The following is a 21,415-nucleotide window of genomic DNA, read 5'->3' on the forward strand; positions in this document are numbered from 1 at the left end:
GCCGTGCACGCCCGGGACGTCGCCCGGCGGACGGAACCCGGATCAGCTCCAGGTGGCAGAGCGTCACCGGGCTCGTGAGCCCACGGGATGAGTACGAGTACCTCTGACGCAGCCCCCTACAGCAGCCCCGCCGTCGCCAGATGCTTCCCCACCCGCTCCACCTCCTGCGCCGACAGCGGGATCTGCGGAACCGCCGTCGTCGCCGTGTCGATGACGCCCCGCAGCCGGAGCGCGGCCTTGAACGCGCCGAGCGCCGACGACGAGCGGCCCATGCGGACCGGGTCGCCGGCCTCGACCATGCCGAACAGGGCGCACAGCCGCTCCTGTTCGGCGAGCGCGCGCTCCCAGTCGCCTGCCTTCGCGTACCGGTAGAGCCGGACGTACCCCTCGGGGTCCACGTTGCCGAGGCCGGGCACCACGCCGTGCGCGCCCATCGCGAGCGCCGAGTCGACGGTGAGCTCCGAGCCGGTCAGGACCGAGAAGCCGGGCAGCGAACGCGTGCCCATCAGACAGGCGCGGAAGGCGCCTTCGTCGCCGCTGGAGTCCTTGAGCCCGGCGATCACCCCGTCCTGCGCCAGCTCGATCACCAGGCCCGGGCTCAACTTGAGTGGAACGGACGCCGGTTGGTCGTACGCGAAGACGGGGACGGGGGAGTGGGCGGCGACCGCGCGGAAGTGGCGGGAGATCTCGGCCGGGTGGGTGCGGGTGTAGAAGGGCGCGGTGACGACCACCGCGTCCGCGCCCGCCGCCGTCACCGCGTCCACATGGTCGTTGACTCGCAGCGTCGTCATATCGATCGCACCGGCCAGAACGGGCAGTTGACCCGCCACATGGCCCGCGACCGTCTCCACGACGGTACGGCGCTGGGCGTCCGGCAGATACGCGGCCTCGGCCGACGAGCCGAGCACGAACAGGGCGTCGACCCCGGCCGACACCAGATGGTCCACGAGACGGGTGAGCGAGGCCGTGTCCACCTCGTTGTCCGGTGTCAGGGGCGTGCAGACGGGCGGTACGACACCGGTCAGCGGGGCGGGGAGTGTCATCGGGTCTCCTTGGCGGCGGAGGGGGTGTTCACAGGTGGTGCGGCCGGTGCGGTGGCGGCGGCCTGCAGGACGAGGTCCTGGGTCGACTGGGCGTCGTCCACCGGGTGGTGGCAGCGGAAGCGGTGGCCGGCCGGCACCGCGTCGGTGACCTCGGGCATCGCCTCGGCGCACCGCGCGTCCGCCTTCCAGCAGCGCGTACGGAACGGACAGCCGGACGGCGGCCGGGTCGCCGAAGGGACCGGGCCGACCAGCGGGATCGGGTCGATCGGCGCGAGCAGTCCGGGCGTCGCCGAGAACAGGGCGCGCGTGTACGGGTGCCGTGCGCCGCTGAGCACCACGTCGGCCGGGGACTCCTCGACGATCCGGCCGAGGTACATGGTGATCACGCGGTCGCTCATCCGGCGCACGGTCTGGATGTCGTGCGAGACGAACACCAGGGCCAGACCCAGGCGTTCCTTCAGATCGAGCAGCAGATTGAGGATCTGCGCGCGCACGGAGACGTCGAGCGCGCTGGTCGGCTCGTCCGCCACGATCAGGTCAGGCTCCAGGGCCAGGGCGCGCGCGATGGCCACGCGCTGCCGCTGCCCGCCGGAGAGCTGCCCGGGCAGCCCGTCCGCGAGCACCTTGGGCAGGCCGACCAGCACCATCAACTCCCGTACCCGCGCCTCGCGTTGGGCGGCGGTGCCCCGTCGGTGGACGTCCAGCGGGTCGCGCAGGATCTGGCGGACGGTGAGCCGGCGGTTCAGGGCCGTGGACGGATCCTGGAAGATCATCCCGGTGTGCGTGCCGATCGCGGCCCGCCGCTCGGCCGGCTTCATCGCCCACAGGTCGCGGCCGCGGAAGGCGACCGTGCCCTCCGTGGGCCGCTGCACCCCCACGAGCACCTTCGCGAGCGTCGACTTGCCACAGCCCGACTCGCCCACGACGCCGACCGTCTCACCGGGCGCGATGGCGAGGTCGGCGCCCGTCAGCGCGTACACCCGATCACGCGAGAAGAGACCACCGGAGCGCGCCTTGTGGACGACGTGGGTGCCGGTCAGCGAGATCAACGGTTCGGTGGCACCGGTCACTTGACGGCCTCGCTTCCTTCGGCGGATTCGGTGGATTCGGCAGGGTCGGTGGCTTCGGCGCGGGCGGATGGTTGCTCTGTTCCGGCGACGGCGGTGCCGCCCACTCCGTCGGTACGGGGAGCGGGCACCGTCAGCGCCACCGCGGGGTGGTGGCAGGCGACCTCGTGGGCACGGCTCGCGCCGGTGAGCCCGGGCGCGGTGGTGCGGCAGAGCTCGCTCGCGAGCGGACAGCGGTCCGCGAAGCGGCAGCCGGCCGGGAAGTCCGCGGGCGACGGCACGACCCCCTTGATCTGGGTGAGCCGCTCGGCCGACGCTTCGAGCGAGAGCACGGACCCGAGCAGCCCACGCGTGTAGTGGTGCGAGGGCGCCTCGACGAGGTCGGCGGTGACCCCGGCCTCCACGATCTGCCCGCCGTACATCACCACCACCCGGTCGGTGACGTCCGCGACGAGCGCCAGGTCGTGCGAGACGAGGATGAGCGCGAAGCCCAGCTCCTCGCGCAGCCGCAGCAGCAGCTGGATGACCTGTGCCTGCACGGTCACGTCGAGCGCGGTGGTCGGCTCGTCGGCGACGATCAGCTTCGGGTTGCGGGACAGGGCCATCGCGATCAGGACGCGCTGGCGCTGGCCGCCGGACAGCTCGTGCGGATAGCTCCGCAGGGTCCGCTCGGGGTCGAGGCCCACCAGCTTCAGGAGTTCCTCCGCGGTCCGGGCCCCTCCTCGCCGTACGACCTGCTTGAGCTGGGCGCGAATCGTCATGGCGGGGTTCAGGGACGACAGCGCGTCCTGATAGATCATCGCCATGTCGTGACCGAGGAGACGGCGGCGCGCGCGCATCGGCAGGCCGAGCAGTTCCTGCCCGTCGAAGGAGACCGAGCCGCGGACCCGCGCCCCCTTGGGCTCCAGCCCCATCACGGTCAGCGCCGTCAGCGACTTGCCGCAGCCCGACTCGCCCACAAGGCCGAGGACTTCACCGGGACGCACCTCGAAGCTGATGCCGTCGACGATGTCGATGCCGTCGTGCCGCTGGTCGAAGCCGATCGCCAAGTCCTTTACGGACAGGACCGGTTCGCCGGACGGGAGGGGGCGCGCCCTCTCCCGCAGCCGCGCGGCGGCCTCCGTCAGACCGGGCAGGCCGAGGACCTCGCCGGTGCCGGCCTCGGCGGCCTCCAGCTTGTCCTCGGAGCGCGCCTTCTTCGCCGGGACATCACGGGCCACCGGGGCGGCCCACGCGTCGGAGACGCCCTCGGACAGGATGTTCAGGGCCAGGACCGTGATCACCATGAGCAGCCCGGGGAACCAGGTCGCCCACCAGCCGCCGATCAGCACGAGGTTCTTGCCGTCGGCGATGACGTTGCCCCAGGACGGGTCCGGCGGCCGCACGCCCGCGCCGAGGAAGGAGAGCGAGGCCTCGAAGACCATCGCGTCCGCGACCTGCACCGTGCAGAACACCAGGATCGGCGCCGCACAGTTGACGGCCACGTGCTTGGCGACGATGTGCCAGGTGCGGGCGCCGATGACGCGTTCCGCGGTGACGTAGTCCTCGCCGTACTGATCGAGGACGTTGGCGCGTACGACGCGGGCGATCGGCGGGGTGTAGAGGAAGGCGATCGTGCAGATCAGGACGGGGACCCCGCCGCCGAACACGGCGATGAGGACAGCCGCGAGCGCGATCCCGGGGAAGGCCATCACCACGTCGAGGCAGCGCATCAGGAACTCGTCGACGGCCTTGCGCGAGGTCGCCGCGACCGCCCCGATCACGGCGCCCGCGACGAGGCCGAGCAGGGTCGCGCCGAGCCCGATGAGCAGCGACATCCTGGCCCCGTACATCAGCCGGCTGAGGATGTCGCGGCCCAGGTGGTCCTGTCCGAGCCAGTGCCCGCCGGACGGCGCGCCGTCGCCGCCCACGCGCGTGGCCTGGTCGAGCGGGTCGTGCGGGGCGAGGATCCCGGCGAACACCGCCATCAAGGCGATGGCGGCGAGCACCCCGATCGCGAAGCGCGACCGCAGCGGCATCCGCCGGAAACCGCGCAGCCGGACACCCGGCCGGGACAGCACGGCCGTCAGACCGGCCCGCCGGGTGACCCCGAGACGCCCCACCAGCCCAGGGCGCTCGTTCTGACGGTCCTTGTGCGTGCTGGGCATCAGGCGGCGCTCCTCAGGCGGGGGTTCACCAGGAGATAGAGGATGTCGATCACGAGGTTGATCACCAGGAAGCCGATCGCGGCCGTGAGCACGGCGCCCTGCACGACGGCCGGATCGCCGTTCTTGACCGCGTCGATCATCAGCGTGCCCATGCCGGGCAGCGCGAAGATCTGCTCGGTGACCACCGCGCCGCCGAGCAGGTACCCGACGCGCAGACCGAGCACCGTCAGCGGGTTGATCAGCGCGTTGCGCAGCACATTGCGCCCGACTACGACGACGGGCGGCAGACCGCTGCCGATCGCCGTCCGTACGTAGTCCTTGTCGAGTTCCTCGACGACGGCCGTGCGCACGATCCGGGTGAGCTGCGCGGCGATCGGCAGGGAAAGCGAGAACGCGGGCAGCGTCATGGACTTGAGCCAGCCGGAGAACGAGTCCGCCGGGTTCACGTACCCGCCGGACTCGAACCAGCCGGCCCCCACCGCCAGGTACTGGATCATCAGGAGCGCCAGCCAGAAGCCGGGAGCCGCGACCCCGACCAGGGAGATCACCCGGATCGCCTGGTCGGGGAACTTGTCCCGGTAGATCGCGGCCGTGACACCGAAGACCGTGCCCAGGACGAGCGCGATGGCCAGACCCATGAACGTCAGCTGCAGGGTGAGCGGCAGCGCGGTGCTGATCTCGTCGAACACGGGCGTGCTGCGCAGCGCGCTCGTGCCCATGTCCCCTTGCAGCAGATCGCCGACGAACGCCATGTAGCGCACGGGCAACGGGTCGAGCAGCCCGTGCTCCTCGCGGAACTCGTGCAGCTGCTCGGGCGTGGGGTTCGCTCCCTGGAAGAACGCGGAGGCCGGATCGGCGTCCGAGAACCGCATCACCAGGAACACGAACAGGATCACGCCGAGCAGCAGCGGCACGAGCAGGGCGATGCGGCGGGCCAGGATTCTGGCTATCGCGGCCACGTGGTGCTCCTCAACTCACTTGGTGCAGATGGTCCTTCGGGCGGGGCTCACTTGACCCACTGCTCACTTGACCCACTTGGCCTTGAGCAGATTGATCCCCGGGTACGCCTGCGGCTCGATCCCCGTGAGCTTGTCGGGGTCCCAGGCCGTCATCAGCTCGGTGTGCACGACCGGGTACAGGACCGCGTTCTCGGCGACGATGTCGATGTAGTCCTGTGTCATCTGCTTCTTCTTCGCGGGGTCGCCCTCCTCCGTGGCCTTGTCCATCAGCTTGAAGAGCTGCTTGGCCTCGGAGCTCGACGCCCACTTCGAGTACGTGGTCGACCACAGGTTCTGCGGCCCGTAGTTGTAGTGCATGATCAGGTCGGCATCGAGGCCGAACTGGTTGGGGTTCGAGGCCGCGGCGACCACCTGGAAGTCCCGCTTCTGATCGAGCTTGGTGAAGACGGCCGTGGTCTCCTGCGGCTGCAGCGTGGTCTCCACGCCGATCGCGTCCCAGCCCTCCTTGATGGTGGGCAGACAGTCCACGATCCAGCTGACGTTGACCGCCATCAGGTCGATCTTGAGCCCGGAGACGCCCGCTTCCTTCAGGAGCTTCTTCGCCTTCTCGGGGTCGAATCCGTAGACCGTCTTCGCGGGGCGGTGCGTGGGGTTGTCCTCGTTGAGGAAGGACGTGGCCGGCTTGCCGTGGCCGCGCAGCGCGACCTCGACCATCTTCTCCTTGTCGATCGCGTAGTGCAGCGCCTGGCGGACCCGGATGTCGTCGAACGGCTTGTGCTTGGTGTTGAACATCAGGAACAGGTTGTTCATCCCGGCCCCGCCCTCGACCGTCAGCCCGTCCTTCTTGAGCTGGTCGATGTTGGCGTACGGGATGTTGTCCGCGATCTGCGCGCCCGCGCTGCCGCCGGAGATCTTGGCGACGCGGGGCGCGGCGTCCACGATCGTCAGCCAGTTCATCTTCTTGAACGCGGCCTTGCGCGGGCCGTTGTAGTCCGCGAACGCCTCGAAGGTGGTGTTCGTCTTGGGCTGGTGCGAGGTCATCTTGTACGGACCCGAACCGACGACCTTCGTCCCCTTCATCGCCTCGTCCCAGGCACCCGCCTGGCCGAAGACGTGCTTGGGCATGATCTTCGCGAGCGTGAGCCGCGCGGCGCCGTCCGGGAACGGGAACTTGAGGTGCAGCTCGACCGTCTTCTCGTCGACCTTCCTGACCTCCTTCAGCCAGCTCGCGAAGAAGCCCTTGGCGAGCGTGGCGGTCTTCGGGTCGAGGATCCGGTCGAAGACGAAGACCACGTCATCGGCCGTGACGGGCTTGCCGTCATGCCACTTCGCGCCCTCGCGCAGGGTGAACTTCCAGGTGGTGGCGTTCAGATCGGCGGGCGCCTCGGTGGCGAGCGCCGGGTAGGGCTCGCGGGTGATCGGGTCGGTGTCGAGCAGACCCTCGTAGATGTGGTGGTTGCCGGCCATCGCGAACGCGGACGCGGTCTGCGTCGGGTCCCAACTGCCGTCGTTGCCGTAGCCGATGACCGCGGTGAGCGTCGTCGAGCCGCCCTTGCCGCCACCGCCCGTCTCGTTGGTGGACTTCGGTCCGCCCGAGCAGGCGGACAGCGTTGTCGTGATACCGGCGGCCACGCCCAGGGCGCCGGTGTACTTCAGGAAGGAGCGGCGGTGCAAGGCCGATCCCTGGGTCACGTCGCTCACGGTTCCTCCGGCGGGGTCTGGGGTGTTCGGGGGATGTCGGGGCGGGTGGGGGGTGTCGAGGCGTGTCGAGGAACGTCGAAGGGTGGAGATTGGACGTCCTACGTCATGGACTGGCGTGACCATAGGAGCGCCGTACGGGACGGTCAAGAGTTCGCGCAGGGATCGCCCGAATCGCCGGGACGAAACGGAAGTTGACCAGAGGTCTAGACGTCAGAAGAGATGGCCGGATGTCATCTGACCTGCGAGTTCCTCTCCATTTCGGAAAGTTGGCGCACGAGGTGGGACGTGGGATGTCCCGCGGGTCTACCCTGACCGCCATGTCCGAGGACCTTGTGGGCCGCCGACGCGTCGGCGGCCAGATCCGGCGCGAGATCATGCAGCTGATACTCGACCGCCGGCTGCGCCCAGGCGCCGCGCTGCCGACCGAGTCCGAGCTGATGGAATCGCTCGGCGTCAGCCGCAACTCCGTGCGCGAGGCGCTCAAGGCACTGCAGGCCCTGGACATCGTCGAGATCCGACACGGCTACGGGACGTACGTCGGCCAGGCCTCACTGACCCCCCTGGTCGACGGCCTCACCTTCCGCACACTCGCCCAGATCGACGACGACACCCACGCGCTGGGGGAGATCCTCCAGGTCAGAGAGGTCCTGGAAGAGGGCCTCATCCGCCGCGTCGCCGAGACCCTCACCGACGACGAACTGGCCGCCCTGGAGGCGATCGTCGAGCGGATGGAGGAGAAGGGGCGGCTCGGCGAGGTCTTCCCCGAGATCGACCGCGAGTTCCACGAGGCGCTCTACGTCTCGCTCGGCAACGCGCTCGTGCCGCAGCTGCTCGCCGCCTTCTGGAACGTCTTCCACCGCGTGGCCGGCGTCCGCGGCTGGGCCCGCGACCCGGCGCCCGCCGTCACGGCCCGCCGCCACCGCGAGATCCTCACGGCGCTCCGCGCCCGCGACGTGGGCCATGCGCAGCGGGCGATGGCCGACCACTTCCGGGGGATCGAGGCGCGGGCGTGGCAGGGGACGCTCGGCGTGAAGTGAACGTCCGCACCGCACCGTTGGAGCCATCGTGACCGACCCGACCGACCCGACTGACTCGACTGACCCGACCGACCTGCCCACCCTGCCCGGCCGCATATCCCACTTCCACGGCAAGCTCGGCTCCCTCGCCTACGGCGGCGACTACAACCCCGAACAGTGGGGCCCCGAGGTCCACGCCGAGGACAGCGAGCTGATGCGCGAGGCCGGGGTGAACCTCGCGACCGTCGGCATCTTCTCGTGGGCCCGCGCCGAACCCTCCCCGGGCCGCTACGACTTCGACTGGCTCGACGAGCACCTGGACCGCCTCGCGGACGACGGAGTCGCCGTCTGCCTCGCCACGATGACGGCCTCCCCGCCGCCCTGGCTGGCCCGTCTGCACCCCGAAACCCTCCCGGTCCTCGACGACGGCACCCGTCTCTACCCCGGCTCCCGCCAGCACTGGTGCCCGTCGAGCCCCGTCTTCCGCCGGCTCGCGACCCGCCTCGTCGAACAGCTCGCCAAGCGCTACGCACACCACCCGGCCCTCGCGCTCTGGCACATCGGCAACGAGTACGGCTGCCACATCTCCCGCCACTGCCACTGCGAGGTCTCGACGGAGGCGTTCCGTATCTGGCTCCGTGAGCGCTACGAGTCGGTCGAGGCCCTCAACGAGGCCTGGTCGACCACCTTCTGGTCCCAGCGGTACGGCTCCTTCGACGAGATCCACACCCCGCGCACGGCTCCCTCCTTCCGCAACCCGGCCCAGCAGCTCGACTACCGCCGCTTCTCCAGCGACGAACTCCTCGCCTGCTACCGCGCCGAGAAAGAGGTCCTCGACCGCCTCGCCCCGCACATCCCCGTCACCACCAACTTCGTCCCCCTGGCCCCCACCCTCGACCTCTTCCGCTGGGCCCGCGAAATGGACGTGGTCTCGTACGACTCGTATCCCGATCCGCACGATCCCGACTCCGTCCACGAGACGGCCTTCTCCTACGACGTCCTGCGCGGCCTGAAGAACGGCGACCCCTGGCTCCTCATGGAACAGGCCCCGTCCGCCGTCAACTGGCGCCGTCGCAACGGCCGCAAGCCCGCGGGCCGGATGCGCCTCGACAGCTGGCAGGCCATCGCCCACGGCGCGGACTCCGTCCTCTTCTTCCAGTGGCGCGCCTCGCGCGGCGGCGCGGAGAAGTTCCACTCGGCGATGGTCCCGCACGGCGGCCGCGACACCCGCATCTTCCGCGAGGTCACGGAGCTGGGCGCCGAACTCGCCGCGTATCCCGATCTGTTGGGATCCCGGCCGGAGCGCGCGCAGACGGCCTTGGTGCTGGACTGGCCCAACTGGTGGGCCCTGGAACAGGAAGCACACCCGAGCGCGGACGTGCGACTCCTCGACGGCGCCCGCGCGCTGCACAAGCCGCTGTATGACGCTTCGGTGGCGTGCGACGTCGTACCGGTCGACGCCGACTTCACCCCGTACTCCCTGCTCCTCGTCCCGCACCTCTACTCGGTGAGCACGGCGACCGCCGAGCGCATCACCGCGTACGTCCGTGCGGGCGGCACCGTCCTGATGTCCTACTTCTCCGGCATCACGGACCCCTGCGACCGCGTCCACCTGGGCGGCTATCCGGCCCCGTTCTGCGAGCTGCTCGGCCTGCACGTCGACGAGTTCGACCCGCTGCCGCAGGACGCCGGCGTGGAACTCTCCGAAGGCACCGGCTCGTTGTGGTCGGAGGACGTGATCCTGGAAGGCGCGGAGCCGGTCCTGACCTTCGCGGACGGCCGCCCGGCCGCCACCCGCCACTCCTTCGGCCAAGGCGCGGCGTGGTACCTGGCCACGACCCCCGACCCCACGACCCTGCGCACCCTCGTCGACCGCATCCGCACGGAGACCGGCGTACGGCCGGTCCTGCCGGGGCCGGCTCCGGGGGAGCAGGCGCGCACGAGGATCGCGGCGGATGGTACGCGGCTGTATGTGGTGTACGACTATGGGCGGGGCGAGGTCCGGGTGGAACGGGACCCGACCGGCGACCTCACCCCTCGGGAAGCGTCAGGACCAGCATGATCAGCACCACGTGCGGCGCCACCGCCACCAACGCCGCCCACCTCCGCCACACGTCGAACCGCACCCGCCAGGGCAGCACCCAGCACAGGACGAGGGCGACGAGGGAGAAGAAGCCGCCGACGGGCAGGATTGTGTAGATCACGGACAGGGTGAACTCCAGCGCCGCGGAGCAGTCGTCCGGCCCGCAGCTGTCCGTCGCCATGACGGAGAGCGCGGCGAAGAAGAACGCCACCGGGGCCAGGAGCAGGACCAGGATCGTGGTGGCGGCCGCCATGGCCGCGACTCCGGAGGACGGATCGTCCGGGCCGGCGGTGACGGGCTTGTCCAGGTCGTTGGCGTGGGCCCAGTCGGCGCGGAGTTCGGCGTCGGTGCGGGGGTCCTTGTCGTGAGTGCCCATTTCTTCAGTGAAGCGACGAAGGATCGGCATCACATCCGTACACGTACTCAGGAGTCGGCAGTCGCCTCCGGCGGCCGGCTCCCGTAGGCGACAATGACTGCATGAGTCTGTTCCGTGATGACGGCATCGTGCTGCGCACCCAGAAGCTGGGTGAGGCCGACCGCATCATCACGCTGCTCACGCGCGGGCACGGGCGGGTGCGGGCCGTGGCCCGGGGTGTGCGGCGGACCAAGTCGAAGTTCGGGGCGCGCCTCGAACCCTTCTCGCACGTCGACGTGCAGTTCTTCGCGCGCGGCAGCGAACTCATCGGCCGCGGACTGCCGTTGTGTACGCAGAGTGAGACCATCGCTCCGTACGGTGGCGGGATCGTGACGGACTACGCCCGCTATACGGCCGGTACGGCGATGCTGGAGACGGCGGAACGGTTCACCGATCACGAGGGCGAGCCGGCCGTGCAGCAGTATCTGCTGCTCGTCGGCGGGCTGCGGACGCTCGCCGCCGGGGAGCACGCGCCGAACCTGATCCTCGACGCGTTCCTGCTCCGCTCGCTCGCCGTCAACGGGTACGCACCCAGCTTCGACAACTGCGCGAAGTGCGGAATGCCCGGGCCGAACCGGTTCTTCTCCGTCGGCGCCGGCGGCGTCGTCTGCGCCGAGTGCCGCGTCCCGGGAAGTGTCGTACCGTCTGCGGAGGCCATCGCCCTGCTCGGCGCCCTGCTCACCGGGGACTGGGCGACGGCGGACGCCTCCGAGGCGAGGCATGTGAGGGAGGGCAGCGGACTGGTGTCGGCGTATCTGCACTGGCATCTGGAACGCGGGCTGCGCTCCCTGCGTTACGTGGAAAAGAGCTAGGGGAGCGAGAGAACAGATGGCACGACGCGGGATTCTGGGGCGCAATCGGCGCGAGTACGTGACGCCGGAGCCGCACCCGTCGGGCGCCCGCCCGCCGAAGCTCCCGGGCGAGCTCGTGCCCGGTCACGTGGCGATCGTCATGGACGGCAACGGCCGCTGGGCGAAGGAGCGCGGACTGCCGCGCACCGAGGGCCACAAGGTCGGCGCCGAGCGGGTGCTCGACGTTCTTCAGGGTGCGATCGAGATGGGCGTCGGGAGCATCTCGCTGTACGCCTTCTCCACGGAGAACTGGAAGCGCTCGCCCGACGAGGTGCGCTTCCTGATGAACTTCAACCGCGACTTCATCCGCAAGACCCGTGACCAGCTGGACGCGTTGGGCGTGCGGGTGCGGTGGGTCGGGCGGATGCCGAAGCTGTGGAAGTCGGTCGCGCGGGAGCTGGAGATCTCCCAGGAGCAGACGGTCGACAACGACAAGCTGACGCTCTACTTCTGCATGAACTACGGCGGCCGTGCGGAGATCGCGGACGCGGCGCAGGCGCTGGCGGAGGATGTGCGGGCCGGGCGGCTCGACCCGTCCAAGGTCACGGAGAAGACCTTCGCGAAGTATCTGTACTACCCGGACATGCCGGACGTGGACCTGTTCCTGCGCCCGAGCGGGGAGCAGCGCACGTCCAACTACCTGCTGTGGCAGTCGGCGTACGCGGAGATGGTCTTCCAGGACGTCCTGTGGCCGGACTTCGACCGGCGGGATCTGTGGCGTGCGTGCGTGGAGTACGCGTCCAGGGACCGGCGGTTCGGGGGTGCGACGCCCAATGAGGTCCTGATGTCGCTGGAGGGCGGTCAGCAGCGCTGAGCTGCGCTTGACCGCTTGGATACCCTCTCCTCGATCATGGTCGAGACCCTGGGGAGGGATCCGTGGAAGAGCGGATGGACGTGTCGGCGGGGGAGCGGGTCGAGTTGGTGTACGTGCCGACCCGCGACGAAATGGCGCAGGCGTTCAGAGCGCGCGCGGGCGCGGTGCCGTCCATGCGCTGGCTGCGGAGGCTCTCGCCCGTGGCCTTCGCGATCGGCGGTACCGCGGTGGCGATGGGGCTGCTGGACAGCGGGCGGCTCGACTGGTTCACCGGGGCGTTGCTCGGCTGGATGGTCTGGTTGGCGTTCTCGGTCTACGGCCATCCAGTGCTGCTCGGCCACCAGTGGCAGAAGCTGATCGCTCGACAAGGCCTGCAGAGGGTCACCATCGACGCGTCCGGCCTCACCGCCGCACACGACACGGCCTCGGGGCACAACACCTGGGGCGCGACTCCGCGTTACGCCGAGACCCGCGACGTGTTCGTGCTGCTCAGCGGAGACAAGAAGGCGGCCTGCGTGATCGCGTTGCCCAAGCGCGGCATCCAGCCCGCCGCCGACGTGGACGCCCTGAGGTCGCTCCTCGACCGGCACATCAGCCGCGCCTGAAGAGACCGCAGTCAGCCCTTCGCCGCCGCCGCACACTCCGCACAAGTCCCGAAGATCTCCACCGTGTGGGCGACGTTCACGAAGCCGTGCTCCGACGCGATCGCCTCCGCCCACTTCTCCACCGCCGGGCCCTCCACCTCGACCGCCTTGCCGCACACCCGGCACACCAGGTGATGGTGGTGCTCGCCGGTGGAGCAGCGGCGGTAGACCGACTCGCCCTCGCCGGTGCGCAGGACGTCCACCTCGCCGGCGTCCGCCAGGGACTGGAGCGTGCGGTAGACCGTGGTCAGACCCACGGACTCGCCGCGATGCTTCAGCATGTCGTGGAGGTCCTGCGCACTGCGGAACTCGTCCACCTCGTCGAGAGCCGCCGCCACGGCGGCGCGCTGCCGGGTCGACCGGCCGCGTACGGGCGCTGTCACAGGGGCCTCCTCACGAATGCTCCGGGCCATTGTGCCAGGTTGCTCCGTCACGTAAGGCATGCCTTACGTGACGGGGGCCGCGGCACGGCTCAGACGGCCAGTTCCTCGCGGGACTCGCGCGCGGACGGCACACCGCACGACACGTCCTCCGCCGCCCGCAGCGCCTTGGCGCGCCGCCGCGCGAGCGGGGTCGCCAGCGCGGTCAGGACGACGAAGGCGCCGATGGCCATCAGGACGATCGTCGCTCCGGGCGGCACGTCCTGGTAGTACGAGGTCACGGTCCCGGCCAGCGTCACGGCCGTACCGATCGCGACCGCAAGGACGAACGTCACCTTGAACGAGCGGGTGATCTGCTGGGCCGCCGCGACCGGCACCACCATCAGGGCGCTGACCAGGAGCAGACCCACGACACGCATCGCCACGGTCACGGTGACCGCCGCGGTCACGGCGATCAGGAGATTGAGGACGCGGACGGGAAGCCCTGTGACCCGGGCGAACTCCTCGTCCTGGCTGACCGCGAACAGCTGCCGCCGCAGCCCGACCGTCACGAGGACCACGAAAGCCGCGAGCAGCACGATCGCCGTCACGTCGGAGTCCGAGACGGAGGCGAGCGAGCCGAAGAGGTACGAGGTCAGGTTGGCGTTGGAGCCCGCGTCGGACAGGTTGATCAGCATCACACCGCCCGCCATGCCGCCGTAGAACAGCATGGCGAGGGCGATGTCGCCGCGCGTCTTCCCGTACCAGCGGATCAGCTCCATGACGACGGCGCCGAGGACGGAGACGAGCGTCGCCATCCAGATCGGGTTGGTGGAGAGCAGGAAGCCGAGGCCGACGCCGGTCATCGCGACATGGCCGATGCCGTCGCCCATCAGGGCCTGTCGGCGCTGCACCAGGTAGATGCCGATCGCGGGCGCGGTGATGCCGACCAGCACGGCGGCGATCAGCGCCCGCTGCATGAAGGGGTTCTGGAGGAGTTCCAACATCAGGTCAGCAATCCCGTGCGGATCGGCTCGGCGGCCGAGTGCGGATGGACGTGGTCGTGGCCGGGCAGCGCGTGCTGGCCGACGGCCTTCGGCGGCGGCCCGTCGTGCAGGACGCAGCCGTCGCGCAGGACGACGGCGCGGTCGATCAGCGGCTCCAGGGGGCCGAGTTCATGCAGGACGAGCAGCACGGTCGTACCGCGCTCGACCTGGTCGCGCAGGGTGGCGGCGAGGATCTCCTGGCTGGCCAGGTCCACCCCGGCCATCGGCTCGTCCATGATCAGAAGCTCGGGGTCGGCGGCGAGGGCGCGGGCGATCAGGACGCGCTGGTGCTGTCCGCCGGAGAGCGCGTTCACCGAGTCCTTGGTCCGGTCGGCGAGGCCCACGAGCTCGATGGCCCGGTCGACCGCGGCCCGGTCCGCCTTCGAGGGCAGCCGCAGCTTCGTCCGCGAGAGCCGCCCGGAGGCGACGACCTCGCGCACCGTGGCGGGGACGCCCGACGCGGCGGTGGTGCGCTGCGGCACGTATCCGACGCGGCCCCACTGCCGGAACCGCTTCAGCGGCGTGCCGAACAGCTCGACCGAGCCGCCGCTGAGGGAGACCTGGCCGATGACGGAGCGTACGGCCGTGGACTTCCCGGAGCCGTTGGCGCCGAGCAGCGCCACGACCTCACCGCGGTGCACGGTCAGGTCGACACCGCGCAGCACGGGACGCGAGCCGAGCGTGGCCCGCGCCTCGCGCAGGGATATGACGGGATCCATGGCTCGCGCCTCCGTGTGTTCCATGGCCGGGTGGCTCACTTCGCGCCGAGTGCGGACTGCAGCGCCGTGAGGTTGGACCGCATGACCTCGAGGTAGTCAGCGCCCTTGGACTTGTCGGTAATTCCCTCGAGGGGGTCGAGGACGTCGGTCTTGAGACCGGTGTCACTCGCGAGCGTCTTCGCCGTCTTGTCGCTGGCGAGCGTCTCGAAGAAGACCGTGGTGACCTTGTCGTGCTCGGCGGTCTCCTGCAGCTCCTTGATCCGCGCCGGGCTGGGCTCGGCCTCGGGGGACAGGCCCGAGATGGCCTCCTGGTCCAGGCCGTAGCGCTCGGCGAGGTAGCCGAACGCGGCGTGCGTGGTGATGAAGGTCTTGGTCTCGGTGTTCTTCAGGCCGTCCGTGAAGTCCTTGTTGAGGGCTTCGAGCTTGCCGACGAGCTCCTCGGTGTTCTTCTTGTACGCGGCCGCGTGGTCCGGGTCGGCCTTCTGCAGGGCCTCGCCCACGCCCTCGGCGACCTCGGCGTACTTCACGGGGTCGAGCCAGATGTGCGGGTCCGCGCCGGACTCGGTCTCGTGCGAGTGGCCCTCTTCGCCGTGGCCCTCGTCGCCGTGGGCGTCCTCGCCCTCGTGGTCGTGTCCCTCGTGGTCCTCGGAGGCGCCGTGCTCCTCGAGCTCCGTGAGGGTGGCGGCGTCGATCGTGTTCTTCACGCCGGACTGGCCGATGGCCTTGTCGACGGCGGGCTGCAGATCCTTGAGGTAGAGGATCATGTCGGCGTTCGCGAGGTCGACCGTCTGCTTCGGGCTGAGCTCCAGGTCGTGCGGCTCGACGCCCGGCTCGGTCAGGGTGTCCACGTTCACGTGCTCGCCGCCGATCTGCTCGGCGAGGTACTGCATCGGATAGAACGACGCCACGACGTCGAGCTTGCCGCCCTTGCCGTCGGCCGCGTCCGAGCTGCCGCACGCGGACAGGGCGAGCAGACCGGCGGTCGTGGCGGCGGCGGTGGCTATGAGGCGGCTGCGAGAGGAGCGGCGTCGTACGTTCATGACACTCATTTTCATCAAAGATGGAAACGATTGTCAACAAAGCGCAGGCCGGGGCATAGCCCTCGTCCGGGCAGCGAACCGATTTGATCCGGGGGTGGCCCCCGCCGGTAACCTGAAGCATTCGCTCCAGAGCGCGTATCCAGCGCGCTCTTCGCCGTCGTATGAAGAGAGCACCGTGGCCGCCGACAAGATCGACACCATCGTCAGCCTGAGCAAGCGCCGTGGCTTCGTTTTCCCCTGCAGTGAGATCTACGGCGGTCAGCGCGCCGCCTGGGACTACGGACACCTGGGCGTCGAGCTCAAGGAGAACATCAAGCGCCAGTGGTGGCGCTACATGGTCACCTCGCGCGAGGACATCGTCGGTATCGACTCCTCGGTGATCCTGGCCACCGAGGTCTGGGAGGCCTCGGGCCACGTCGCGACCTTCTCCGACCCGCTCACCGAGTGCACCTCGTGCCACAAGCGCTACCGCGCCGACCACCTCATCGAGGGGTACGAGGAGAAGAAGGGCCGCACCCCGGAGAACGGCCTGGCGGACATCAACTGCCCCAACTGCGGCACCAAGGGCCAGTTCACCGAGCCCAAGCAGTTCTCGGGTCTGCTCGCCACGCACCTCGGCCCGACCCAGGACACCGGCTCGGTCGCCTACCTGCGTCCCGAGACCGCCCAGGGCATCTTCACCAACTTCGCCCAGGTGCAGACGACCGCGCGCAAGAAGCCCCCGTTCGGCATCGCCCAGATGGGCAAGTCCTTCCGCAACGAGATCACGCCCGGCAACTTCATCTTCCGCACCCGCGAGTTCGAGCAGATGGAGATGGAGTTCTTCGTCAAGCCGGGCGAGGACGAGAAGTGGCAGGAGTACTGGATGGAGCAGCGCTGGAACTGGTACACCGGCCTGGGCCTGCGCGAGGAGAACATGCGGTGGTACGAGCACCCGCAGGAGAAGCTCTCCCACTACTCCAAGCGCACCGCCGACATCGAGTACCGCTTCCAGTTCGGCGGCTCGGAGTGGGGTGAGCTCGAAGGCGTGGCCAACCGCACCGACTTCGACCTCTCGGCGCACTCCAAGGCCTCCGGCCAGGACCTTGTCTACTTCGACCAGGAGGCCGGCGAGAAGTACACGCCGTACGTCATCGAGCCCGCGGCCGGTGTCGGCCGCACCATGCTCGCCTTCATGCTCGACTCGTACTTCGAGGACGAGGCGCCCAACGCCAAGGGCAAGATGGAGAAGCGCACGGTCATGCGCTTCGACCACCGCATCGCCCCGGTGAAGGTCGCGGTGCTACCGCTCTCGCGCAACCCGGAGCTCTCGCCGAAGGCCAAGGGCCTCGCCCAGGCGCTGCGCGCCAACTGGAACATCGACTTCGACGACGCGGGCGCCATCGGCCGCCGCTACCGCCGCCAGGACGAGATCGGCACGCCGTACTGCGTGACGGTCGACTTCGACACCCTGGACGACAACGCGGTCACCGTCCGCGAGCGCGACTCGATGAAGCAGGAGCGCGTCTCGCTCGACCAGATCGAGGGCTACCTGGCCCAGCGCCTGGTCGGCTGCTGAGTCACCACCGGTTGACGCGAACCCCCAGCTCCCTCCTCCGGGAGCTGGGGGTTCGTGCGTTCCGTGGGCAACGAGTGGTGAACATCCCGTACGGCAGGCCCTGTTGATGTTGCGGATGCTGCACACTGGGCGGCGCTCGATGCCGCCAGTGTCGGATGTGCCAGGAGGCACGGATGCCGTCCATCACCACCAGCAAGGTCAGCCGCTGGGACCAGCACGGCCGCGAACACACCGTCCAGGTCAGCAAGTCGGGGGTGCAGCGCATCCTCGTCTGCGGCACATGCGGCTGGCGCCGCAGCGCCCAGTTCCTGCCGTGGCTCAAGGCGGAGGAGCACCTGGCCGGGGACCATCAGGCGACGGTGGATCCTTCAGGCGGTGAGCGGGCGCGGGAAGAGTGACGCCCCGGGAACGGGCAGACCTCAGTCCCGGACCCGCAGCCCGTACAGCAGCAGATCGAGTACGGCGTCCAGCTCCTGCTCGATGCCGGGCAGCTCCCACTGCGCCGCGTACAGCGGGTCGTGGAAGCGGACCGTCGCGTCGAAGACCGCGCGGGCGCCGCGCGCCGCCCCGGCGGAGGCGAGGGTGAACTCGCCGTTGTCGAGGCCGGCTCGGAGGACGACCGTCAGCTGGCCCACGAGATCCGCGATGTGCTCGTCGACCGTCGCGCTGTTCTCGCGGAGCAGCACCTCGTACGTGGCGAAGAGCTGCGGGTCCGCGGCGGCCTTGGCGCGCTTGGCCGCGAAGAGGTGGATGTTCCAGCGCCGCAGCCGGTCCTCGGCCGTGGCGGAGCCGTCCTCGACGATGCGGAGCAGCTCGTCGGTGGTGCGGTCCAGCCACCGCTTGGTGACGGCCTCGCGCAGCGCCGCCTTCGTACGGAAGTGGCGGTACACGCTGCCGTGGCTGACGCCGAGCGCACGGGCCACATCGACGACGGTCGCCTTCGTGGGCCCGTACGCGCGCAGCACGTCCTCGGTCGCGGCGAGGATGCGCTCGGCGGTCAGCGTTTCGGTGGCCATGCCGGAACCGTACCCGGGGGGCCGTCAGCGCTCGCTGTCGAGGTGTGCCATCTGGTTCGCCGGGTAGCGCTCGCCGGCCGCGGCGCCCGCGGGGACGGCCTCGGCGATGGCGGCCAGGTCGGCCGCGTCCAGCGTCACGTCCAGGGAGCCGAGGGACTCGGCGAGACGCGTGCGGGTGCGGGCGCCCACGAGCGGGACGATGTCCGTGCCCTGGGCTGCGACCCAGGCGATCGCGGTCTGCGCGACCGTGGCACCCTTCTGCTCGGCGATCTTGCGCAGCGCGTCCACGAGGCCGAGGTTGCGGTCGAGGTTCTCGCCCTGGAAACGGGGGCTCATCCCGCGGAAGTCGTTCGCGGCGAGCTTGCGCTCACGTGTGAAGTGCCCGGAGATCAGGCCGCGGGACAGGACCCCGTACGCCGTGATGCCGATGCCCAGCTCCCGCGCGGCCGGCAGGATCTCGGCCTCGATGCCGCGGGAGATCAGCGAGTACTCGATCTGCAGATCGGAGATGGGCGCGACGGCCGCGGCCCGGCGGAGTGTCCCGGCGCCGACCTCGGAGAGCCCGATGTGCCGTACGTGACCGGACTCGACCAGCTCCGCGATGGCGCCGACGGTCTCCTCGATCGGGACGTCGGGGTCGACGCGGGCGATCCGGTAGATGTCGATGTGGTCGGTGCCCAGGCGCTGCAGCGAGTAGGCGGCGAAGTTCTTGACCGCGTCCGGCCGGCCGTCGTAGCCGGTGAAGCCGCCCTCGACCGTGCGCAGGGCGCCGAACTTGACGCTGGTGAGTGCCTGTTCGCGGTGGGCGGCCGGGGCGGTGCGCAGCGCCTCGTTGATCAGCAGCTCGTTGTGGCCCATCCCGTAGAAGTCACCGGTGTCGAGCAGCGTGATGCCCGCTTCGAGCGCGGCGTGGATCGTGGCGATGGATTCGGCGCGGTCGGCGTCCCCGTACAACGCGGACATGCCCATGCAGCCGAGACCGAGGGCCGAGGTCTGCGGGCCGGTGGTGCCGAGGGTGGTGGTGCGCATGAGGGGCTCCTTCTGGAGGGGGTGTGGCACCAGCTTGGCATGACAACTGACAGATTTCAATATCTGTCAGTTGTCATCTGTCATGCGCCATGGGCTAAATCCGGTGCACCCACCACCCGCCCTCCGCTACCGTCGCCCCCATGTACTTCCATCTCCCGATCTACGAGTGAGAGCAGACGGGCCCGTACCCGTCCCTCGACCGCATCCACCTCTCACCTGATGGGAATCACCCGTGGCCAAGAGCCGTAACAACCTCCTCGGCGTGGGCGGACAGCGAAAGAAGCTGTCCCGCAGGAACGACGCCGGAGCGGCGACCTCCCGCGCCAACGACCGCAAGACGGCCGAAGAGCTGAAGCAGGAGCTCGTCCGCAAGATGCAGGAGCGTGCGCAGGGGGCCCCGGAGGCCGGCGGCGCGCAGCAGGAAGGCGCCGACAAGAGCTGACGCCCACGCCGACGGCCCGCAATCCCAAGGGGGTTGCGGGCCGTTGCCATGGTGATGGGGGGCATGGCCTCCTTGTCAGGCCGGGCCCACCCGTACCGCCGGAGGCGGTGTCCACCTCTGGTCCAGGATCTCGGCCTCGGGCCAGTAGGCACGCAGGTACAGGCAGAAGTCGCCGTCCGGGGCGGGGAGCCAGTTCGCCGCCCGCGCCGCGTCCGTGGGGCGGGGGCCGCCGACGGCGAGGACGAGTGAGCCGTCGGGCTCGGTGTGCAGGTCCTTGTTCTTCGTGCCGAGCGAGAAGCGGTCCAGTTCGTTGGGGTGGAAGAAGTGGTGCTCGTCGTACAGGGTCAGTGACCAGAAGCCCTTGACCGGCGGGATCGCGTCGGCGGCGAAGGTCACGGTGTAGGCGTGCGCGCCGTTCAGGCGGGTTCCGTCGGCGTCGAGGTCCAGGTAGTAATACGCGGTCTCCTCCGGCGGGTTGACGAAGATGTTCGCCTTGCCCATGGCGGTACGGGAGAGGTAGTCGGTGCCGAAGGACGCGCCGTTGCGCTGGGTCGTCCAGTGATGCGCGGAGGGCAGCCCTATGTTCCGGTACTGGAAGAGGTCGGTGACGAGGTCGGTGTCGGCGTCGCGGGCAGCCTGCCGGAGGGTCTTCGCAGCCGCGGGGTGCGAGGCGGCCGTCGTGAGCAAGGAGCGGAACCAGGCGTAGAGGGCTTCTTCGCCGGGCAGGGGCGGGACCTCGTCCATCACCGTGCTCAGCTGGTCGAAGAATCGATCCGGGTCGACCCAGGGCGTCTCGCCGCTCGTCGTGTCCGCCTCGCCGAAACTCGGCACGGCCGACCAGTCGGTCCGCTTCACCGTCCCGTCGTATTCCGCCAATGGGTACATGCCGAGCTGTTCGACGACCGGGAGGACGGCCGCACGGTCCGCATCCGTGTCGTCCATGAAAAGCCGTGGCACCACGGCACCGGTCCGGGTGTCGTACCGGACGACCTCCACGATGCCCGCGGGTACCTCACCGTCCCAGGAGACAGGGGCCACCAGATAGTGGCCGGGACGGGTGCCGTAGGGGGAGCCGAGACGGGCGAAGGAGTCCGTGCGTTGGTTCACCAGCTGGATCACCCAGAACCGGTCGCCGAGGTCGGGGACTTGGAGGACCGACGGGCCCCGTTCGGCGTCGAGGAGGCCGAAACCGTAGACCGTGTCCTGGTTGGGGGAGGCGACGATGCGCTGCTCCGGCCGGACGTAGTCGCACAGCATGCCCAGTGTTCCGGGCGGGCCTGCCGGGACTGTGCCGGCCAGCAGGCCGGGGGCGGGCAACTGCTCCATGACCGAGAGCCGGTTGTGCATGTTGACCAGCGGCCACCCCCAGAGGTACGCGACACGCCCCAGGGCGGTGAGATACGCGTCGCTCGTCTTCGTGCCCGCCAGGGGACCGGAAGGGAAGTCCATGGAACTCTCGTCTCTAC

At 69.8% G+C, this 21,415-nt stretch carries 21 protein-coding genes; 8 read left to right on the plus strand and 13 right to left on the minus strand.

Annotation, left to right across the window (positions count from 1 at the left end; genetic code table 11):
• Positions 1-116 precede the first annotated feature (116 nt).
• The 5 genes from ACIBI4_RS26400 to ACIBI4_RS26420 form a co-directional block, all read right to left on the minus strand.
• A complete protein-coding gene (locus ACIBI4_RS26400; protein WP_399206529.1) occupies positions 117-1,043 on the minus strand; it encodes a dihydrodipicolinate synthase family protein in 927 nt (308 codons plus the stop codon).
• Positions 1,040-2,113, minus strand: coding sequence for an oligopeptide/dipeptide ABC transporter ATP-binding protein (locus ACIBI4_RS26405; protein WP_399206530.1), 1,074 nt, complete (start codon positions 2,111-2,113; stop codon positions 1,040-1,042). The genes ACIBI4_RS26400 and ACIBI4_RS26405 overlap by 4 nt, the downstream gene beginning before the upstream one ends.
• A complete protein-coding gene (locus ACIBI4_RS26410; protein WP_399206531.1) occupies positions 2,110-4,257 on the minus strand; it encodes a dipeptide/oligopeptide/nickel ABC transporter permease/ATP-binding protein in 2,148 nt (715 codons plus the stop codon). Before ACIBI4_RS26410 ends, ACIBI4_RS26405 begins: the two co-directional genes overlap by 4 nt.
• Entirely contained in the window at positions 4,257-5,216 is a 960-nt protein-coding gene (locus ACIBI4_RS26415) for an ABC transporter permease (protein WP_399206532.1), read from the minus strand. The genes ACIBI4_RS26410 and ACIBI4_RS26415 overlap by 1 nt, the downstream gene beginning before the upstream one ends.
• Positions 5,217-5,279: 63 nt before the next feature.
• On the minus strand, positions 5,280-6,917 hold the full coding sequence (locus tag ACIBI4_RS26420) for an ABC transporter substrate-binding protein (RefSeq protein ID WP_399206533.1): 1,638 nt from the start codon (positions 6,915-6,917) through the stop codon (positions 5,280-5,282).
• 317 nt (positions 6,918-7,234) lie between these two features.
• On the opposite strand from ACIBI4_RS26420, the gene ACIBI4_RS26425 reads away from it, so the two are divergent.
• Complete coding sequence (locus tag ACIBI4_RS26425) at positions 7,235-7,954, plus strand: FadR/GntR family transcriptional regulator (RefSeq protein ID WP_399206534.1); 720 nt, start codon at positions 7,235-7,237, stop codon at positions 7,952-7,954.
• A gap of 28 nt (positions 7,955-7,982) precedes the next feature.
• Positions 7,983-9,995 carry a beta-galactosidase gene (locus ACIBI4_RS26430; RefSeq protein ID WP_399206535.1) on the plus strand — a complete coding sequence of 671 codons (2,013 nt, stop codon included), beginning with the start codon at positions 7,983-7,985 and terminating at the stop codon, positions 9,993-9,995.
• Here ACIBI4_RS26430 and ACIBI4_RS26435 read toward each other — a convergent pair.
• On the minus strand, positions 9,964-10,392 hold the full coding sequence (locus tag ACIBI4_RS26435; protein ID WP_399206536.1) for a hypothetical protein: 429 nt from the start codon (positions 10,390-10,392) through the stop codon (positions 9,964-9,966). The genes ACIBI4_RS26430 and ACIBI4_RS26435 overlap by 32 nt on opposite strands.
• A 101-nt stretch (positions 10,393-10,493) precedes the next feature.
• Between ACIBI4_RS26435 and recO the strand changes: the two genes are divergently transcribed.
• The 3 genes from recO to ACIBI4_RS26450 all read left to right on the plus strand — a co-directional run bounded on the left by recO (position 10,494) and on the right by ACIBI4_RS26450 (position 12,701).
• Entirely contained in the window at positions 10,494-11,243 is a 750-nt protein-coding gene (gene recO, locus ACIBI4_RS26440) for a DNA repair protein RecO (RefSeq protein WP_399206537.1), read from the plus strand.
• Between the two features lie 16 nt (positions 11,244-11,259).
• Positions 11,260-12,096: an isoprenyl transferase gene (locus tag ACIBI4_RS26445; RefSeq protein ID WP_399206538.1), complete on the plus strand. Its 837-nt coding sequence runs from the start codon at positions 11,260-11,262 to the stop codon at positions 12,094-12,096.
• Between the two features lie 62 nt (positions 12,097-12,158).
• Positions 12,159-12,701, plus strand: a complete 543-nt coding sequence (locus ACIBI4_RS26450; protein ID WP_399206539.1) for a hypothetical protein — start codon at positions 12,159-12,161, stop codon at positions 12,699-12,701.
• Positions 12,702-12,712: 11 nt separating this feature from the next.
• Here ACIBI4_RS26450 and ACIBI4_RS26455 read toward each other — a convergent pair whose 3' ends face one another.
• The 4 genes from ACIBI4_RS26455 to ACIBI4_RS26470 all read right to left on the minus strand — a co-directional run bounded on the left by ACIBI4_RS26455 (position 12,713) and on the right by ACIBI4_RS26470 (position 15,904).
• Positions 12,713-13,123 (minus strand): Fur family transcriptional regulator, encoded by a 411-nt coding sequence (locus ACIBI4_RS26455; protein WP_399206540.1) that lies wholly within the window; start codon positions 13,121-13,123, stop codon positions 12,713-12,715.
• A gap of 89 nt (positions 13,124-13,212) precedes the next feature.
• Positions 13,213-14,106: a metal ABC transporter permease gene (locus ACIBI4_RS26460; RefSeq protein WP_399206541.1), complete on the minus strand. Its 894-nt coding sequence runs from the start codon at positions 14,104-14,106 to the stop codon at positions 13,213-13,215.
• Positions 14,106-14,888, minus strand: coding sequence for a metal ABC transporter ATP-binding protein (locus ACIBI4_RS26465; RefSeq protein ID WP_399206542.1), 783 nt, complete (start codon positions 14,886-14,888; stop codon positions 14,106-14,108). The genes ACIBI4_RS26460 and ACIBI4_RS26465 overlap by 1 nt, the downstream gene beginning before the upstream one ends.
• Before the next feature lie 11 nt (positions 14,889-14,899).
• Positions 14,900-15,904, minus strand: coding sequence for a metal ABC transporter substrate-binding protein (locus ACIBI4_RS26470; RefSeq protein ID WP_399206544.1), 1,005 nt, complete (start codon positions 15,902-15,904; stop codon positions 14,900-14,902).
• 175 nt (positions 15,905-16,079) lie between these two features.
• Between ACIBI4_RS26470 and ACIBI4_RS26475 the strand changes: the two genes are divergently transcribed.
• Together ACIBI4_RS26475 and ACIBI4_RS26480 are read left to right on the plus strand one after the other, a co-directional pair.
• On the plus strand, positions 16,080-17,462 hold the full coding sequence (locus ACIBI4_RS26475) for a glycine--tRNA ligase (protein ID WP_399206545.1): 1,383 nt from the start codon (positions 16,080-16,082) through the stop codon (positions 17,460-17,462).
• Between the two features lie 173 nt (positions 17,463-17,635).
• The gene (locus ACIBI4_RS26480; RefSeq protein ID WP_399206546.1) at positions 17,636-17,860 is read left to right on the plus strand and encodes a hypothetical protein; all 225 of its coding nucleotides are present in this window, start codon (positions 17,636-17,638) and stop codon (positions 17,858-17,860) included.
• Positions 17,861-17,881: 21 nt separating this feature from the next.
• Here the strand turns inward: ACIBI4_RS26480 and ACIBI4_RS26485 are convergent, their stop codons facing one another.
• Both ACIBI4_RS26485 and ACIBI4_RS26490 read right to left on the minus strand, forming a co-directional pair.
• Positions 17,882-18,478: a TetR/AcrR family transcriptional regulator gene (locus ACIBI4_RS26485; RefSeq protein ID WP_399206547.1), complete on the minus strand. Its 597-nt coding sequence runs from the start codon at positions 18,476-18,478 to the stop codon at positions 17,882-17,884.
• A gap of 24 nt (positions 18,479-18,502) precedes the next feature.
• Positions 18,503-19,507 (minus strand): aldo/keto reductase, encoded by a 1,005-nt coding sequence (locus ACIBI4_RS26490; RefSeq protein ID WP_399206548.1) that lies wholly within the window; start codon positions 19,505-19,507, stop codon positions 18,503-18,505.
• Between the two features lie 232 nt (positions 19,508-19,739).
• On the opposite strand from ACIBI4_RS26490, the gene ACIBI4_RS26495 reads away from it, so the two are divergent.
• Positions 19,740-19,949 (plus strand): DUF6243 family protein, encoded by a 210-nt coding sequence (locus ACIBI4_RS26495; protein ID WP_399206549.1) that lies wholly within the window; start codon positions 19,740-19,742, stop codon positions 19,947-19,949.
• Between the two features lie 75 nt (positions 19,950-20,024).
• Here ACIBI4_RS26495 and ACIBI4_RS26500 read toward each other — a convergent pair whose 3' ends face one another.
• Positions 20,025-21,398: a DUF1254 domain-containing protein gene (locus ACIBI4_RS26500; protein WP_399206550.1), complete on the minus strand. Its 1,374-nt coding sequence runs from the start codon at positions 21,396-21,398 to the stop codon at positions 20,025-20,027.
• Positions 21,399-21,415 lie beyond the last annotated feature (17 nt).

The organism is Streptomyces sp. NPDC050418, from assembly GCF_044458745.1.
Classification (GTDB): Bacteria; Actinomycetota; Actinomycetes; order Streptomycetales; family Streptomycetaceae; genus Streptomyces.

Bases quoted from the DNA above. Each gene is read 5' to 3' on its own strand.
- ACIBI4_RS26400 (WP_399206529.1), bottom strand. From the start codon at position 1,043: ATGACACTCCCCGCCCCGCTGACCGGTGTCGTACCGCCCGTCTGCACG.
- ACIBI4_RS26410 (WP_399206531.1), bottom strand. From the start codon at position 4,257: ATGCCCAGCACGCACAAGGACCGTCAGAACGAGCGCCCTGGGCTGGTG.
- ACIBI4_RS26425 (WP_399206534.1), top strand. From the start codon at position 7,235: ATGTCCGAGGACCTTGTGGGCCGCCGACGCGTCGGCGGCCAGATCCGG.
- ACIBI4_RS26435 (WP_399206536.1), bottom strand. From the start codon at position 10,392: ATGGGCACTCACGACAAGGACCCCCGCACCGACGCCGAACTCCGCGCC.
- recO (WP_399206537.1), top strand. From the start codon at position 10,494: ATGAGTCTGTTCCGTGATGACGGCATCGTGCTGCGCACCCAGAAGCTG.
- ACIBI4_RS26445 (WP_399206538.1), top strand. From the start codon at position 11,260: ATGGCACGACGCGGGATTCTGGGGCGCAATCGGCGCGAGTACGTGACG.
- ACIBI4_RS26460 (WP_399206541.1), bottom strand. From the start codon at position 14,106: ATGTTGGAACTCCTCCAGAACCCCTTCATGCAGCGGGCGCTGATCGCC.
- ACIBI4_RS26465 (WP_399206542.1), bottom strand. From the start codon at position 14,888: ATGGAACACACGGAGGCGCGAGCCATGGATCCCGTCATATCCCTGCGC.
- ACIBI4_RS26470 (WP_399206544.1), bottom strand. From the start codon at position 15,904: ATGAACGTACGACGCCGCTCCTCTCGCAGCCGCCTCATAGCCACCGCC.
- ACIBI4_RS26480 (WP_399206546.1), top strand. From the start codon at position 17,636: ATGCCGTCCATCACCACCAGCAAGGTCAGCCGCTGGGACCAGCACGGC.
- ACIBI4_RS26485 (WP_399206547.1), bottom strand. From the start codon at position 18,478: ATGGCCACCGAAACGCTGACCGCCGAGCGCATCCTCGCCGCGACCGAG.
- ACIBI4_RS26490 (WP_399206548.1), bottom strand. From the start codon at position 19,507: ATGCGCACCACCACCCTCGGCACCACCGGCCCGCAGACCTCGGCCCTC.
- ACIBI4_RS26500 (WP_399206550.1), bottom strand. From the start codon at position 21,398: ATGGACTTCCCTTCCGGTCCCCTGGCGGGCACGAAGACGAGCGACGCG.